The sequence below is a fragment of the Azospirillum sp. genome (assembly GCF_035627195.1).
Lineage (GTDB): Bacteria > Pseudomonadota > Alphaproteobacteria > Azospirillales > Azospirillaceae > Azospirillum.
On the sequence record NZ_DASPMG010000235.1, the window covers coordinates 1 to 14,261 of the forward strand.

Consider the following 14,261-nt stretch of genomic DNA (forward strand, 5'->3'; position numbering starts at 1 on the left):
GCGCCGCCGCCATGTCCTCGCCGGAGGGCTCGTCCTCGGGCTGCTCGGGGATCAGCAGGCGCGACTTCAGGTAGGCCAGCCACGCCGCCATCACCAGATAGTCGGCCGCCAGCTCCAGCCGCACCTTGCGCACCTCGGCGATGAAGGCGAGGTACTGGTCGGCCAGATCCAGGATGGAGATCTTCGCCAGATCGACCTTCTGCTCGCGCGCCAGCGACAGCAGCATGTCGATCGGCCCCTCGAACCCGTCGAGCGCCAGGACCAGCTGTTCGGCGGCGGTCAGCTCGCGCCCGGGATCCTCCGCGAACCGGTCGTCAGGCATGTCCGGTGATCTCGAGGATCAGCTTGAACAGCGCCTCCACCGGCGGCCAGACGATCCAGCGGAAGACGTCCAGGTTGTAGCCCATCTCCCGCCCCAGCATCGGCAGCAGGAACAAGGCGCCGATCAGGATCAGCAGGCCGTACCGCTCCAGCCGCGCCAGCGGGAAGGCCAGCGCGTCCGGCAGCACGCCCACGGCCACCCGCCCGCCGTCCAGCGGCGGCAGCGGGATCATGTTGAAGACGGCCAGGATCAGGTTGATCAGGATGGAGATTTCCAGGTTCGCCAGGAACCACTCCTGCCCCAGCGCCGGCACCGCCGGTGCGATGTGGATCAGCAGCGCCGAGATGATCGCCAGCGCGATGTTGGTGCCGGGACCGGCCAGCGCCACCCACACCATGTCGCGGCGCGGGTGGTGCAGGCGGCCGAAGTTCACCGGCACCGGCTTGGCCCAGCCGAACAGGAAGCCGGTCGTCAGGTACATCAGCCCCGGCACCAGGATGGTGCCGAACAGGTCGACGTGGCGCAGCGGGTTGAAGCTGACCCGCCCCAGCCGCAGCGCCGTGTCGTCGCCCAGCCGCCACGCCACGAAGCCGTGCGCGGCCTCGTGCATGGTGATGGCGATCACCACCGGGATGACGATGGTGGTGAGGCGGAGCAGGCTGTCTTCCATGTCGAATTCCCCGTTACACCGCCCCGTTACACCGCCGCACCGGACAGCAGGGCGTCGAAGCGCGCGCGCAGCGCCGCGGCGTCCACCGGATCCGGCACGCCGCGCACCGCCTGCGCCCGCGCCCAGCGCTGGGCGGCGGCGTAGCTCAGCGGCGGGGCGGCCTGCGCCACCAGCTCCATCTCCGCCATGTCGCCGTTGCAGTGCAGCGCCACGTCGCAGCCGGCGGCCAGCACGGCCCGCGTGCGCTCGCCCGCGTCGCCGGACAAGGCACCCATCGACAGATCGTCACTGAACAGCAGCCCGTCAAACCCGATCGCCGGCCCGCGCACCACGTCCTTGATCGCGCTGGCCGAGGTGCTGACCGGCTGCGCCGGGTCCAGCGCCTTCAGCACCACGTGTGCCACCATGCCCAGCGGCATGTCGGCGAGGTCGCGGAAGGGGGCGAAGTCGGTGGTCTCCAGGTCGGCGCGCGGCGCCTCCACCACCGGCAGCTCGGCGTGGCTGTCGGCGAAGGCGCGGCCGTGGCCGGGGATGTGCTTGATCACCGGCAGCACGCCGCCGGCCATCATGCCCTCGCACACGGCGCGGGCGAGGTCGGCCACCAGCGCCGGATCGCGGGAGAAGGCGCGGTCGCCGATCACGTCGTGCGCCCCTTCCACCGGCACGTCGCACACCGGCGCGCAGTCCACCGTGATGCCCAGGTCGTGCAGCATGTGCGCCAGCAGGCGCCCGTCCAGCCACGCCGCCTCGCGGCCCAGCGCGATGTCGCGCTCGGCCAGCAGGCCGATGGCGCGGGCCGGCGGGAAGGCCGGCCAGTGCGGCGGGCGCAGGCGGGCGACGCGCCCGCCTTCCTGGTCGATCAGCACCGGCGCGTCGGGGCGCTGGACCGCCGCCCGCAGGTCGGCCACCAGAGCCTTCACCTGCTCGGGCGATTCGCAGTTGCGGCGGAAGAGGATGAAGCCCAGCGGATCGGCGCGGCGCAGGAACGCGCGCTCCTCGTCCGACAGCGCCGTGCCGGCGCAGCCGAGGATGGCGGCGCGCGGCCGCGGTGCTTTAGGGACGGACAATCACGCACCCCACGCTTTGGGCCTTGAGCTTGTCGCAGATCGCGCGGGCGCGCGCCTCGTCCACGCTGCCGCCCTGGACGCGGTAGAAGACGCCCTTCTCGCCCAGGTCGGCCTTGGCGACGTTGAGGCTGAGCCCGCCCAGCGCGTCTCCGTAGCGGCCGGCGAGGCGCTTCCATTCCGCCTGTGCCTCCGCCTCGCTGCGCACGGACGCGAGCTGGACGCGGTAGCCGCCCGCGCCACCGGACGCGGCGGGCGGCGGTGCGGCCGCCGGCTTGGCCGCCTGCGGGGCGGCGAGCACGCCCGAGGCCGGCGCCGTGGCGGGCGCCGGCGGCTTGGCCGCCTGCGGGGCCGACAGCGCGCCGGCCGGCTGCGCCGTGGCCGGGGCCGGCGGCGGGGCGGCGGGCTTGGCGGCGGCCGGGGCCGGCTGCGGCGGAACGGTCTTGGCGGGCGGGGCCGGCGGCGCCTTCGGCGGCGGCAGCGTCGCGACCTGCTGCGGCGAGGCGCCGCCCATGGCGGGCGGCGGGCTCACCTGCGCCTGCACGCCGGGCACGGGCACGGCCGGCGGAATGGCGTCGCCATCGGGCATGGTGCGCGGCACGGTCGCCGTGGCCCCCGGCGGCGGGGGCGGCACCTGCGCCACGGCGGGCGGCGCCGGCAGGGCCGGCGGCGGCGGCAGGGCCGGCGTCACCACCGGGCGCGGCAGCGGCTGTTCGGGCGGCGGCAGCAGGTGCTCCACCGTTCCGCGGCCGGTCGTCGCCTTGCCGTTCAGCCGGTCGTAGACGAGCTTGTCCTGGTGCGGCACGTCCAGGCCGCCCGGCTGCTCGGGACGCAGCTTGTGCGGCGTGGCGTCGGCCTCCAGCAGCGGCGGGCCGCCGTCCGGGGCCACGCGGTCGCCGCGCCCGTAGGCGAAAACGATCACACCGGCGAAGGCGGCGATGCCCACCACGGCGAAGCCCAGGCCGAACAGCCCGCGCCGCCGGCCCTTCGCCGGCGGGTAGCCATAGGGATCGGCGGCGTAGTTCACATCGCTGCCCGGCCGCATCAGCGCATCTCCTCCACCGGCTCCACGCCCATGACCGTCAGGCCCGACGCGATGACCGTGGCCACCGCGCTGATCATGGCGAGGCGCGCCAGCGTCAGTTCCGCGTCGTCGACCAGGAAGCGCAGGGTGGCGTCGTCCTTGCCCTTGTTCCACAGCGCGTGGAAGTCGGAGGCGAGGTCGTACAGGTAGAAGGCCACGCGGTGCGGCTCGTGCGCTTCCGCCGCGGATTCGACCAGACGCGGCCACGTCGCCATGCGCTTGACCAGCGCCAGTTCCGCATCGTCCTCCAGCCGCGCCAGGTTGGCGCCGGCCATGCCGGCCGGCGACAGGTCCTTGCCGGCCAGCGCCTCGACGGCATGGCGCAGCACGGAGCGGCAGCGGGCGTGCGCGTACTGCACGTAGAAGACCGGGTTGTCCTTCGACTGCTCGGTCACCTTGGCGTAGTCGAACTCCAGCGTCTGGTCGTTGCGGCGGGTGAGCATGATGAAGCGCACCACGTCCTTGCCGACCGTCTCGATGACGTCGCGCAGGGTCACGAAGGTGCCCGCGCGCTTCGACATCTTCACCGGCTGCCCGTTCTGCATCAGGTGCACGAGCTGGCAGAGCTTGACGTCCAGCGCCGCCTTGCCTTCGGTGATGGCGGTGGTGGCCGCCTGCATGCGCTTGACGTAGCCGCCGTGGTCGGCGCCCCACACGTCGATCAGCGTCGTGAAGCCGCGCATCGCCTTGTCATGGTGATAGGCGATGTCGTTCGAGAAGTAGGTGAACGAGCCGTCGGACTTCTTCAGCGGCCTGTCAACGTCGTCGCCGAAGTCGCTGGATTTGAACAGGGTTTGCGGGCGGGGCTCCCAGTCGTCGGGCTTCTTGCCCTTGGGCGGCTCCAGCACGCCGACGTAGATCAGGCCGCGGTCCTCCAGCGTCTTCAGCGCCTTGTCCACGGCGCCGGCCTGCACCAGCCCGCGTTCCGACGTGTAGACGTCCATGCGGATGTTGAGGGCGCCGAGGTCGTCCTTGATCCATTCCATGATGCGCGCGATGGCGAACTCGCGGCAGGCCGGAAGCCATTCCGTTTCAGGGGCTTCCAGCCACTTCCCGCCATCCCGCTGCGCCAGCTCCTGGCCCACGTCCTTGAGGTATTCGCCGGGGTACAGGCCGGCCGGGATCTCGCCGATCGCCTCGCCCAGCGCCTCGCGGTAGCGCAGGTAGGTGGAGCGCGCCAGCACGTCCACCTGGGCGCCGGCGTCGTTGATGTAGTACTCGCGCGTGACCTTGTGCCCGGCCTTCTCCAGCAGTGCGGCCAGCGCGTCGCCGAACACAGCACCTCGGCCGTGCGCGGCGTGCAGCGGGCCGGTCGGGTTGGCCGAGACGTACTCGACGTTCACCGGCTCGTCCTTGCCGAGGTCGCTGTCGCCGTAGGCCGTGCCGGCGGCCAGGATGTCCTTGATCCGCGCGCGCCAGACGTCCGGCGACAGGCGCAGGTTGACGAAGCCGGGGCCGGCGATCTCCACCGACGTCACGTCCGGCAGCGCCTTCAGCTTCTCGACCAGCATCTCGGCCAGCTTGCGCGGCGGCATGCCGGCGGGCTTGGCCAGCACCATCGCCGCGTTGGTCGACAGGTCGCCGTGCGCCGCCTCGCGCGGCGGCTCCACCGCCAGCCGGCTGGCGTCGAGCCCCGCGGGGATCGCGCCGGCGGCCGCCAGCTCTTCGAGAATTTTCCGAATGTCGCTTTCGAACGTCTTGAAAATATTCATCTTCTTAGATCTTCGCATCCATATCGAAGAGGCGGCCGTACTCGGCCAGCGCGAACCGGTCGGTCATGCCGGCGATGTAGTCGGCGACGAGGCGGGCCCGCACCAGCGGGTTCCCTTCGCCGCCCGTGGCCTTCAGCTCCTGCTGCCACTGGGTGGGCAGGCAGTTGGTCTCGGCCATGAACAGGTCGAACAGCGAGCGCACCACCCGCTTGCACTTGCTCATCTCGCGGTTGACCTTGTAGTGCCGGTACATGCGCTGCCGCAGGAAGGCGCGCAAGGGGCGCTGGTCGGCCAGCATGGGGTCGGAGAACGCGACGACCGCCTCGGGGGCCGCCCGCACCTCGGCCGCCGATCCCGGCCGCACCTCGGCCAGCCGGCGCCGCGTCTCGGTCAGCAGGTCGTCGACCATGGCGTTGATCATGCGCCGCACGGTCTCGTGGATCAGCCGCCCGCGCTCCAGCCCCGGATAGCGGTCGCAGACCTGCCGCACGATCGGGCCGACCATCGGCAGCTCGGCCACCTCCTCGATGGAGAACAGGCCGGCGCGCAGGCCGTCGTCGATGTCGTGGTTGTTGTAGGCGATGTCGTCGGCCAGGGCCGCCACCTGCGCCTCGGCGCAGGGGTTGGTGTCCAGCTCCAGGTCCCAGACCGATCGAAAGGCGTCGATGGTCACCGGGAGATGCTTGCCGTCGTTGAGCGGCAACAGCGGCCCGTTGTGCTTGACCACGCCCTCCAGCGTCTCCCACGTCAGGTTCAGCCCGTCGAACTCGGCGTAGCGGTGCTCCAGCCGGGTCAGCACGCGCAGCGTCTGGTCGTTGTGGCTGAAGCCGCCGTACGGCTCCATGCAGGCGTTCAGCGCGTCCTCGCCGGCGTGGCCGAAGGGCGTGTGGCCGAAGTCGTGCGCCAGCGCCACCGCCTCCGCCAGATCCTCGTTCAGCCCCAGCACGCGGGAGATGGAGCGGGCGATCTGCGCCACCTCCAGGCTGTGGGTCAGCCGGGTCCGATAGTAGTCGCCCTCGTGGTAGACGAAGACCTGCGTCTTGTACTTCAGCTTGCGGAAGGCACCCGAGTGCACGATGCGGTCGCGGTCGCGCTGGTAGCACGAGCGCGTCGGGCTCTCGTCCTCGCGCACCAGCCGCCCGCGGCTGTGCGCAGGGTGGCAGGCGTAGGGCGCAAGCCGTGCTTCGCCGGGCATGAAGGTGTCCGCCGTCATGGCGCGGACACTAGCCCCGGCAACGGTGCGGGTGCAACGGGGAAGGCGGTGATATGAATGTCCGCTGAACCACCCTCTTTGCACATGCGCCTCTTTGCACATGCGTCAGGGCGCCTTACATTTCTCCCCGGCATCCCGGTTCCGGCTTATGAGGGTTTCTCCATGTCCGACGTTGCGACCGACCGCACGTTCCACATCTCCGACAGCGCGGCCAGGCGCGTGGCCTTCCTGGTGGAGCATGAGGGCAAGCCCGGCCTGATGCTGCGCCTCACCGTGTCCGGCGGCGGCTGCTCCGGCTTCCAGTACGGCTTCGCCTTCGACGACGCGGTGAACGACGACGACTTCGTGTTCGAGCACAACGGTACCAAGGTCGTCACCGACGACTGCTCGCTCGACCTGCTGAACGGCTCCACCCTGGACTACGTCGAGGACCTGATGGGGGCCGCCTTCCAGATCAAGAACCCGCAGGCCACGGCGTCCTGCGGCTGCGGCAATTCCTTCGCGGTCTGACGGCGGGCTATCGTGAAGATCGCCACCTGGAACGTGAATTCGGTCAAGGCGCGCCTGCCCTTGGTCACCGACTGGCTGCGCGCCGCCTCCCCCGACGTGGCGCTGTTCCAGGAGGTGAAGTGCGAGACCGACGCCTTCCCCCGCGCCGCCATCGAGGACCTCGGCTACCACGTCGAGGTCGTCGGGCAGAAGTCCTACAACGGCGTGGCGCTGCTCTCCAAAACCCCGGCCAGCGACGTGCTGCGCCGCCTGCCCGGCGAGCCGGAGGACGAGCAGGCCCGCTACGTCGAGGCCACGGTGAACGGCGTGCGCATCGCCTCGCTCTACCTGCCCAACGGCAACCCGGTGGGGACCGAGAAGTACCCGTACAAGCTGCGCTGGATGGACCGGCTGACCGCGCACGCCCGCGGCCTGCTGGACCGGGGCGTGCCGCTGGTGCTGGGCGGCGACTACAACATCATCCCCGAGGCGCGCGACGTCTACGACCCGGTGGGGTGGAGCCAGGACGCGCTGTTCCGCCTGGAGTCGCGGCAGAAGTTCCGCACACTCCTCAACCTCGGCCTCACCGACGCCTACCGCGCGCTCCACGACGACGCGCGCGCCTATACCTTCTGGGACTATCAGGCGGGCAGCTGGCCGCGCGACCTGGGCCTGCGCATCGACCACTTCCTGCTGTCGCCGCAGGCGGCCGACCGGCTGGTCGGCTGCACCATCGACCGCCGCCCGCGCGGGGCCGAGAAGGCGTCCGACCACACGCCGGTCGTCCTGGAACTGGCGGACTGATCGGGCGGTCTGGTCTGCATTTCCATAAAATGTTTGTTAAGCGCCCGCGCCTAGAGTGGGGGCACGACAGGTCGGGGCGCCGGGCGATGGTGTGGAGGCGGGATTACAGCCGCAAGGAGGTGGAGGAGCTGCTGGCCGCGCTGGAGCGGCAGGCACGCGACGCCATGGCGCTTGCCGACAAGGCGACGCGCGACATGGGCGACGACCGCTTCGCCTCGTTCCTCGACTTCCGCAAGAAGGTGGAGGAGGTCCGCGCGCTGGTTGCGCTGACCGAGGAGCGTCTGACCAATCTCACCGACAGCAAGCTGGACGACCTGCGCGCCGAGTTCGAGCGCATGGACGTCCTGCTTTCCACCCTGCTGATCAAGGCGACGCGCAACTACTTCCTCAGCATGCGCGACGACCAGGTGCTGCCCATCGGTGCGCGCGAGCTGTTCGAGCCGGAGCTGCGCATCATCAGCGAGATGCGCTCCAAGCTCACCCGCCCGCAGTTCGCCGGCAGGGTGGCGCAGAGCACCATCGACGAGCTGGACGAGACCGCCGACATGGTGCGCAAGGTCATGGCCCGCGCGCCCAGCCTGCCCGACTTCTCCGACGCCCCCTCCCCGCCCAAGCGCGTGAAGCGGCTCGCCAGCCTCGGCCGGCCCATCCGCACGTAGGCTGTTTCGGGGCCGCCGCGACACTTCGTCCGTCCAATGATTTGACCACGGGCAAGGCACCACCCCCGCGCTATGTTCTTCATGAGCAGTTCGCTTCATCGCGGGGGCACGATGCGGCCGTTGTCGGCGCTTTCCATCACAGTTCTCTACGCGGCGTTCGGCACGGTGTGGATCCTGGCCGGCAACCGTCTGGCCGTTGCCCTGTTCGGCGCCGACCTGGAAGGGCACTACGCCTTCGAGTTGGGCAAGGGCCTGACCTACGTGCTGATCACGTCGGGGGCGCTGTGGCTGCTGCTGCGCCGCGAGTTCCGCCGCCGCGACCGGGCTGAGCAGGGGCGCCTGGACGCGCTGATCGGCGCCCGCTCCGCGCTCGACCAGACGGCCGAGGCGCTGGGCCGCGCCATCGAGCGGCGCGACCCCTACACCGCCGGCCATCAGGCCCGCGTCGCCCTGCTCTCCGCCGCCATCGCCCGGCGCCTGGGCCTGAGCGAGGAGCGCGCCGAGAGCATCCGCCTGGGCGCCCTGATGCACGACATCGGCAAGATCGGCATCCCGGCCGAACTGCTGTCGAAGCCCGGCCGGCTGGAGCCGCAGGAGTTCGAGCTGATCAAGCTGCACACGGTGTACGGCCACGACATCGTGAAGCGCGTGGAGTTCGACGACGCCATCCACCGCATCGTGCTGGAGCATCACGAGCGCATGGACGGCTCCGGCTACCCGCACGGCCTGTCCGGCCACGCCATCAGCCAGGAGGCGCGCATCGTCGCCGTGGCCGACGTGGTGGAGGCCATCACCTCGCACCGCCCCTACCGCCCGGCCAAGGGCCTGGACACCGCGTGCGAGGAGCTGCGCCGCCTGCGCGGCGCCAAGCTGGACGCCGAGGCGACGGACGCCTGCCTGGCGCTGCTGGACGAGGGCTTCCGATTCTAGGGCTTCCGATTTTAGGGCTTCCGATTCCTGCCCGCCGTCACGCCGCCTCTTGACCCCCGCCGACGCGCCAGACTATCAAGCCGGACCGGTGCCGTGCGTCGAACCGGTATGGATGGGTGGCCGAGTGGTTTAAGGCAGCGGTCTTGAAAACCGCCGTAGGTGCGAGCCTACCGTGGGTTCGAATCCCACCCCATCCGCCACCCTACACGCCCCCGATTCCCTGCACGATCTTGCCCGTGCCGCCGCAGTTGGCGCACGGGACGCCGCCCACGCGGCCGTCGCCGTGGCAGACGGGGCAGAAGTTCTCGCCGGTGCCCGGCGTGCCCGGCGGCGCTTCGTCGCCGGGGTTCATGCCGGCGGCGGGGGCGCGGTTGCGCGCTGCCGTGTCCAGGTGCTGCGGGTCCTTCGCCATGGCGTGCTCCTCCCGTCCGGTTGCTCCTGCCCTTCAACCGCCGGCACGTGAGGATGTCCCCGCCGCGCTGTTTGCCAGGACACGAGAACGGCAACCGCACGAGGACGCCATGGCCGAGCAGAAGAAGCCCGATCAGGCTGACGACAAGTGGAAGGGCATGCAGCCCAGCGATCCGCAGACCACGCGCCGCGACGAGGCCAAGCCCGGCACGCCCGGCAGCGGTGAGAACATCGATCCCAAGACCGGCGAAAAGTTCATCGAAGGCATCGGCGGCGGCTGAGCGCCCCGCCACGCCGCGCCGAAAAGAAAAACGCCGGCGGAGGCTCCCTCCGCCGGCGTTTTCGTGGCGTCAGCCGATCCACTGCCGCTGCGGGGAACGCGGCAGGCGGCTCATCAGCCCGAGCGGGATCAGGAACAGCGCGAGGTTGGTCCAGGAGAAACGGCGCTGCCCACCGTGCATCCCGTCGCCGTACGCCGCTTCGGAGCCCCAGCCGCCGCGCGCCTCGTAATGCTCGGTCGGCTGGTGCAGCGCGCCGTCGGTGCGGGCGGCCGGGCGGTTTTCGAACATGCTGCGCTCCACCATGCGGGCCATGGCCCGCTCGGTCAGCGCGGGCGCCAGCGCGTGGCCCAGTTCGGCGATGCGGCCGGCGCCGACGAACACCTCCGGCTTCGGCGCGCGCGCCAGGGCGACGATGGCCTGCGCCACCTCCTCCGGCGGATGGACCGATCCGGGCGGGCGCACGGCGCGGCCGGTGAAGTTGGCGGCGTGCTGCCACAGCGGCGTGTCGATGGACCCCGGCATCACCGTGCACACGTGGATGCCCGGCTCGTCCACCAGCTCCTGCCGCAGGGATTCGGAGAAGCCGCGCACCGCGAACTTGCTGGACACGTAGGGTGAGGCGTAGCGCTGCCCCACCGTCGAGACGACGGAGGCGTTGTTGACGATCACCCCCTCCCCGCGGTCCAGGAAGTGCGGCAGCACGGCGCGGCAGCCGTTCACGGTGCCGAAGAAGTTGGTGCGCATCACCTGCTCGAACGCGTCCTCCGGCATCTCCTCCAGGCGGCCGAAGGCGATGACGCCTGCGTTGTTCACCCACACGTCGATGCAGCCGAAGGCGTCGACGGCGCGCTGCGCCACCAGGTTCATCTGCTCCTGCTCGCCGACGTCGGCGGCCAGCACCATGGCGCGCCCGCCGGCCTCGATGCAGGCCTCGGCCACGTCGTGGAGTGCGGCGTCGTTGCGCGCCACCAGCACCACCGCCGCCCCCTGCCGCGCGAAGTCGAGCGCCGTCGCCCGCCCGATGCCGCTGGAGGCACCGGTGATCACCACCACCTTGTCGAAAGGCCCGTTCGCCATGGCTGGTCGCTTCCCGCTGGTTGTCTCCTCACCCGCGAACAACACGCCGGCGCGGCGAAGGTCCCGCCGCGCTGCCCGTTTTCGCGCGCCCGGCACCTCCGTACGCCTGGAGCTTCCGCGGCCGGGGCGCTAAACTCCGGACCGGACCGGACCAAGGAGCATCGGCGTGCCGCCCAGGGAACTCGACGTGCGGGGCTTCTACTGCCCGCTGCCCATCCTGCGCACGCGCGCCCTGCTGGACACCATGGCGGACGGCGAGGAGGTGATCGTCTACGCCACCGACCCGGCCTCCACCATCGATTTCCGGCACTTCTGCAACACGACCAGCAACGAGCTGATCGCCCACGAAAAGCGCGAGGACGTGTTCGTCTACCACATCCGCCGCCGCGTCTAGGAAGCCCCCCGATGCCCACCCCGCTGCGCCCCGCCACGCCCCCCGCCCTGCGCCCCGGCGCGGTGATCCACGGCCCGGGATCGGAGCACGTCGACGCGCTCCTCGACCGCTTCGTGCACGAGCTGCAGCGGCGCGGCTTCCGCGTCGGCGGCGTCGTCCAGCGCAACTACGGCGAACGCGACGACTGCGCCGACCGCATGGAGCTGGTGGACGTGGCGACGGGCCGCGCCTTCGGCATCTCGCAGAACCTGGGGCGGGAATCGCGCGCCTGCCGCGTCGACCCGGCCGGCGTCGCCGACGCCAGCCAGGCGCTGCGCCGCGCCATCGAGGAGCGCGCCGACCTGATCGTCGTCAACAAGTTCGCCGGGCTGGAGGCGCACGGCGAGGGCCTGTCGGACGAGATCCTGACCGCCATCTCCGAAGGCATCCCGGTGCTGATCAGCGTCGGCAGCCGCTTCACCAACGAATGGCAGACCTTCACCGGCGGCTACGCCGACCTGCTGACGCCGGACTGGGACGCGCTGTGGCGCTGGTGGGGTGCCGCGCGCCTGTACGAAGACCTGATGCTGGGCGTCGAGGACTCGGACGTGCGCCGCGTCCTGGTCGGGCCGAAGTGGGTGATGGTGGAGGCCGCCTGCGGCGTCGGTCTCGCCGCCCGCCCATCCGTGACCACGGACGCCGAGATCCCGCCGCCCGGCGCCTGGGCCGGCGCGCGCCTGAAGGATCTGGCGCTGCAGGCCGCCCGCTCCTGGGACCCGCTGGCGATGTCGGTCGGCATCGCCGCGCTCAACGCGCACTACAACCGCGCCGACCTGCAGGGGCCGGACGTCAACGGCCTGGACCTGCTGAAGGGCGTGGAGGGCCGCGTCGTGGTCGTCGGCGGCTTCCCGCAGGTGGCCCAGCGCCTGCCCGACGCCCACGTCATCGAGATCAACCCGCGCCCCGGCGAGTATCCGGAGCCCGCCTGCGACTGGCTGCTGCCGGGGGCGGAGGGCGTGCTGGTCACCGCCTCGGCACTCGCCAACCGCACGCTGCCGCGCCTGCTGGCGGCGGCGCGGGGGTGCCGCGTGGTGCTGGTGGGGCCGGGCACGCCGCTGACGCCGCGCCTGTTCGACTACGGCATCGACACGCTGTCGGGCTTCGTCGTGCGCGACGTGGCGGCGGTGGCCGAGGCGATTTCCGCCGGTGCCGCGTCCAAGCAGTTCCACGTGCACGGCCGCTTCGTGACGCTGCGGCGTCCGGGTTGATTCCGCACGGCACCCTTTGGCACGATGCCGGCCCAATCGGGCCGCCCCGAATACTGGAGGAAACCATGGACGAACGCACCCGCATCGAACTGGAGGCGGCCGCCTTCCGCGGTCTGGTCGAGCACCTGCGCAAGCGCACCGACGTGCAGAACATCGACCTGATGAACCTTGCCGGCTTCTGCCGCAATTGCCTGTCGAAGTGGTACCTCGCCGCCGCCAAGGAGCGCGGCGTCGCCCTGACCGACGAGGAGGCGCGCGTCGCCGTCTACGGCATGCCCTATTCGGAATGGAAGGCCAAGCACCAGCACGAGGCCACGCCCGAGCAGCAGCGCATGTTCGAGGAGACCAAACCCCTGCACGCCGAGATCAGCGGGCACAACAAGTAACGGGGTGCCCCCTCCCGGCCGCTTTGCGGCCACCCTCCCCCGCGTTGCGGTGGAGGGTATGGCGGCGGCAGTCCCCTCCACCTCGAAGAGGGGGAGGGTTAGGGAGGGGGCAATCGACGCCTCCTACCCGTTCACCACCGACCCGCCGTTGGGGTGCAGCACCTGCCCCGACATGTAGCTGGAATCGCTGGACGCCAGGAAGACGTAGCACGGCGCCACCTCGTCCGGCTGGCCGGGGCGCTTCATCGGCACGTCAGCGCCGAATTTTTCGACCTTCTCCTCGGGGAAGGTGGAGGGGATCAGCGGCGTCCAGATCGGGCCCGGCGCCACGCCGTTCACCCGGATGCCGCGGTCGGCCACCGCCAGCGCCAGCGAGCGCGTGAAGGCGACGATCGCGCCCTTGGTGGACGCGTAGTCGATCAGCATCGGGTTGCCCTTGTACGCCGTCACCGACGTGGTGTTGATGATGGCCGAGCCTTCCTTCATGTGCGGCAGCGCCGCCTGCGCCATGTAGAAATAGGCGAAGATGTTGGTGCGGAAGGTGCGCTCCAGCTGCTCGGCCGAGATGTCCTCCAGCTTGGTCTGCGGGTGCTGCTCGGCCGCGTTGTTGACCAGGATGTCGATGCGCCCGTGCTCCTCCACCATGCGCTCGACGGCGCGGCGGCACATCGCCTCGTCGCCCAGGTCGCCGCGCAGCACGGTGCACGGCTGCCCCTCCTCGCCGACCAGGCGGCGCGTCTCTTCCGCGTCCTCGTCCTCGTTCAGGTAGACGATGCCGACCTTGGCGCCCTCGCGCGCGAACAGCACGGCGACGGCCCGGCCGATGCCGCTGTCGCCGCCGGTGATCAGCGCCACCTTGTCGCGCAGCTTGCCGCTGCCGCGGTACTCCGGCCGGTCCGTCGACGGCTGCGGCGTCATCGCGTCCTGGTGGCCGGGCTGGGTGTTCTGGTGCTGCGGCGGCTGGCGCGCTTCCTGCTGTGCCATGCTGTGGCGTCCTCTCGACAGGGTGTGTCCGTTCTACAACCGGACAACACGATCGCGACGGCCGGCGTTCCAAAGCGGGAGGGGACTGGAACAAGCACCGCAAGCCACTGTTACTGCGGTTGTATGACACAAGCGCGATGGCTTCGGGGGAAGACATGACGAGCAGGAAGGCAGCCGAGAGCGAGCGGTGCTGCAAAGGATGGCTTGGAAGAACACCACCAAAGAGGGGGTAGAATTCCGCCCCCGAAACCCCATCCTGTATTATAATGCCGGACGTGTCATGGGCCGTACCCGTCTCCGGGGGAACTCCTGGTGATGCTCCGGGATCAAAACGACATGAAGCGTGTGACGATGAGCCACATCAACGCCTATCTGGACGGCGCCCTCGACGAGCAGGAGCGGCGGGACTTCGAGGCTGCGGTCGAAACCGACGCCGAGGCCAAGGCGCTGCTCGCCCTGCATCGTCAGCACGTGCAGGAGTTGCACCGCCTCTACGACCCCGTGCTCGAAGAGCCGGTGCCGTCCCGCATGCTG

General features: G+C 70.7%; 18 protein-coding genes and 1 tRNA gene. 10 read left to right on the forward strand and 9 right to left on the reverse strand.

The window, feature by feature from the left end:
- The 6 genes from VED21_RS21250 to VED21_RS21275 form a co-directional block, all read right to left on the reverse strand.
- Positions 1-322 (reverse strand): ScpA family protein (locus tag VED21_RS21250; RefSeq protein ID WP_324885758.1); only part of this gene is annotated, 322 nt, incomplete at its 3' end.
- Complete coding sequence (locus VED21_RS21255; protein WP_324885760.1) at positions 315-992, reverse strand: site-2 protease family protein; 678 nt, start codon at positions 990-992, stop codon at positions 315-317. The genes VED21_RS21250 and VED21_RS21255, both read right to left, overlap by 8 nt.
- 26 nt (positions 993-1,018) lie before the next feature.
- A complete protein-coding gene (gene nagZ, locus VED21_RS21260) occupies positions 1,019-2,059 on the reverse strand; it encodes a beta-N-acetylhexosaminidase (protein WP_324885762.1) in 1,041 nt (346 codons plus the stop codon).
- Positions 2,046-3,101: an SPOR domain-containing protein gene (locus VED21_RS21265; protein WP_324885764.1), complete on the reverse strand. Its 1,056-nt coding sequence runs from the start codon at positions 3,099-3,101 to the stop codon at positions 2,046-2,048. The genes nagZ and VED21_RS21265 overlap by 14 nt, the downstream gene beginning before the upstream one ends.
- Positions 3,101-4,852 carry an arginine--tRNA ligase gene (gene argS / locus VED21_RS21270; RefSeq protein ID WP_324885766.1) on the reverse strand — a complete coding sequence of 584 codons (1,752 nt, stop codon included), beginning with the start codon at positions 4,850-4,852 and terminating at the stop codon, positions 3,101-3,103. Before argS ends, VED21_RS21265 begins: the two co-directional genes overlap by 1 nt.
- Positions 4,853-4,856: 4 nt before the next feature.
- Positions 4,857-6,047, reverse strand: coding sequence for a deoxyguanosinetriphosphate triphosphohydrolase (locus VED21_RS21275; protein ID WP_324885768.1), 1,191 nt, complete (start codon positions 6,045-6,047; stop codon positions 4,857-4,859).
- A 180-nt stretch (positions 6,048-6,227) separates the two neighbouring features.
- On the opposite strand from VED21_RS21275, the gene erpA reads away from it, so the two are divergent.
- The 5 genes from erpA to VED21_RS21300 all read left to right on the forward strand — a co-directional run bounded on the left by erpA (position 6,228) and on the right by VED21_RS21300 (position 9,147).
- Positions 6,228-6,575 carry an iron-sulfur cluster insertion protein ErpA gene (gene erpA / locus VED21_RS21280; protein WP_324885770.1) on the forward strand — a complete coding sequence of 116 codons (348 nt, stop codon included), beginning with the start codon at positions 6,228-6,230 and terminating at the stop codon, positions 6,573-6,575.
- Between the two features lie 12 nt (positions 6,576-6,587).
- Positions 6,588-7,358 carry an exodeoxyribonuclease III gene (gene xth / locus VED21_RS21285; RefSeq protein WP_324885772.1) on the forward strand — a complete coding sequence of 257 codons (771 nt, stop codon included), beginning with the start codon at positions 6,588-6,590 and terminating at the stop codon, positions 7,356-7,358.
- 86 nt (positions 7,359-7,444) lie between these two features.
- Positions 7,445-8,017 carry a hypothetical protein gene (locus VED21_RS21290; protein ID WP_324885774.1) on the forward strand — a complete coding sequence of 191 codons (573 nt, stop codon included), beginning with the start codon at positions 7,445-7,447 and terminating at the stop codon, positions 8,015-8,017.
- Positions 8,018-8,137: 120 nt separating this feature from the next.
- Positions 8,138-8,947, forward strand: a complete 810-nt coding sequence (locus VED21_RS21295; protein WP_324885776.1) for an HD-GYP domain-containing protein — start codon at positions 8,138-8,140, stop codon at positions 8,945-8,947.
- A gap of 110 nt (positions 8,948-9,057) precedes the next feature.
- A tRNA-Ser gene (locus VED21_RS21300) sits at positions 9,058-9,147 on the forward strand.
- A 2-nt stretch (positions 9,148-9,149) separates the two neighbouring features.
- On the opposite strand, the gene VED21_RS21305 is transcribed toward VED21_RS21300, so the two are convergent.
- Positions 9,150-9,359 carry a hypothetical protein gene (locus tag VED21_RS21305; RefSeq protein WP_324885778.1) on the reverse strand — a complete coding sequence of 70 codons (210 nt, stop codon included), beginning with the start codon at positions 9,357-9,359 and terminating at the stop codon, positions 9,150-9,152.
- A gap of 109 nt (positions 9,360-9,468) precedes the next feature.
- On the opposite strand from VED21_RS21305, the gene VED21_RS21310 reads away from it, so the two are divergent.
- Positions 9,469-9,639 (forward strand): hypothetical protein, encoded by a 171-nt coding sequence (locus tag VED21_RS21310; protein WP_324885780.1) that lies wholly within the window; start codon positions 9,469-9,471, stop codon positions 9,637-9,639.
- A gap of 69 nt (positions 9,640-9,708) precedes the next feature.
- Here VED21_RS21310 and VED21_RS21315 read toward each other — a convergent pair whose 3' ends face one another.
- The gene (locus VED21_RS21315) at positions 9,709-10,716 is read right to left on the reverse strand and encodes an SDR family oxidoreductase (RefSeq protein ID WP_324885782.1); all 1,008 of its coding nucleotides are present in this window, start codon (positions 10,714-10,716) and stop codon (positions 9,709-9,711) included.
- Between the two features lie 166 nt (positions 10,717-10,882).
- Between VED21_RS21315 and VED21_RS21320 the strand changes: the two genes are divergently transcribed.
- The 3 genes from VED21_RS21320 (at position 10,883) to VED21_RS21330 (ending at position 12,743) form a co-directional block, all read left to right on the forward strand.
- A complete protein-coding gene (locus VED21_RS21320; protein WP_324885784.1) occupies positions 10,883-11,110 on the forward strand; it encodes a sulfurtransferase TusA family protein in 228 nt (75 codons plus the stop codon).
- An 11-nt stretch (positions 11,111-11,121) separates the two neighbouring features.
- On the forward strand, positions 11,122-12,357 hold the full coding sequence (locus VED21_RS21325; protein WP_324885786.1) for a DUF2478 domain-containing protein: 1,236 nt from the start codon (positions 11,122-11,124) through the stop codon (positions 12,355-12,357).
- A gap of 65 nt (positions 12,358-12,422) precedes the next feature.
- Positions 12,423-12,743 (forward strand): DUF1244 domain-containing protein, encoded by a 321-nt coding sequence (locus VED21_RS21330; protein WP_324885788.1) that lies wholly within the window; start codon positions 12,423-12,425, stop codon positions 12,741-12,743.
- Positions 12,744-12,866: 123 nt separating this feature from the next.
- Here VED21_RS21330 and VED21_RS21335 read toward each other — a convergent pair whose 3' ends face one another.
- On the reverse strand, positions 12,867-13,727 hold the full coding sequence (locus VED21_RS21335; RefSeq protein ID WP_324885790.1) for an SDR family oxidoreductase: 861 nt from the start codon (positions 13,725-13,727) through the stop codon (positions 12,867-12,869).
- 336 nt (positions 13,728-14,063) lie between these two features.
- On the opposite strand from VED21_RS21335, the gene VED21_RS21340 reads away from it, so the two are divergent.
- On the forward strand, positions 14,064-14,261 hold a 198-nt coding region (locus VED21_RS21340; protein ID WP_324885792.1), incomplete at its 3' end, for an anti-sigma factor family protein.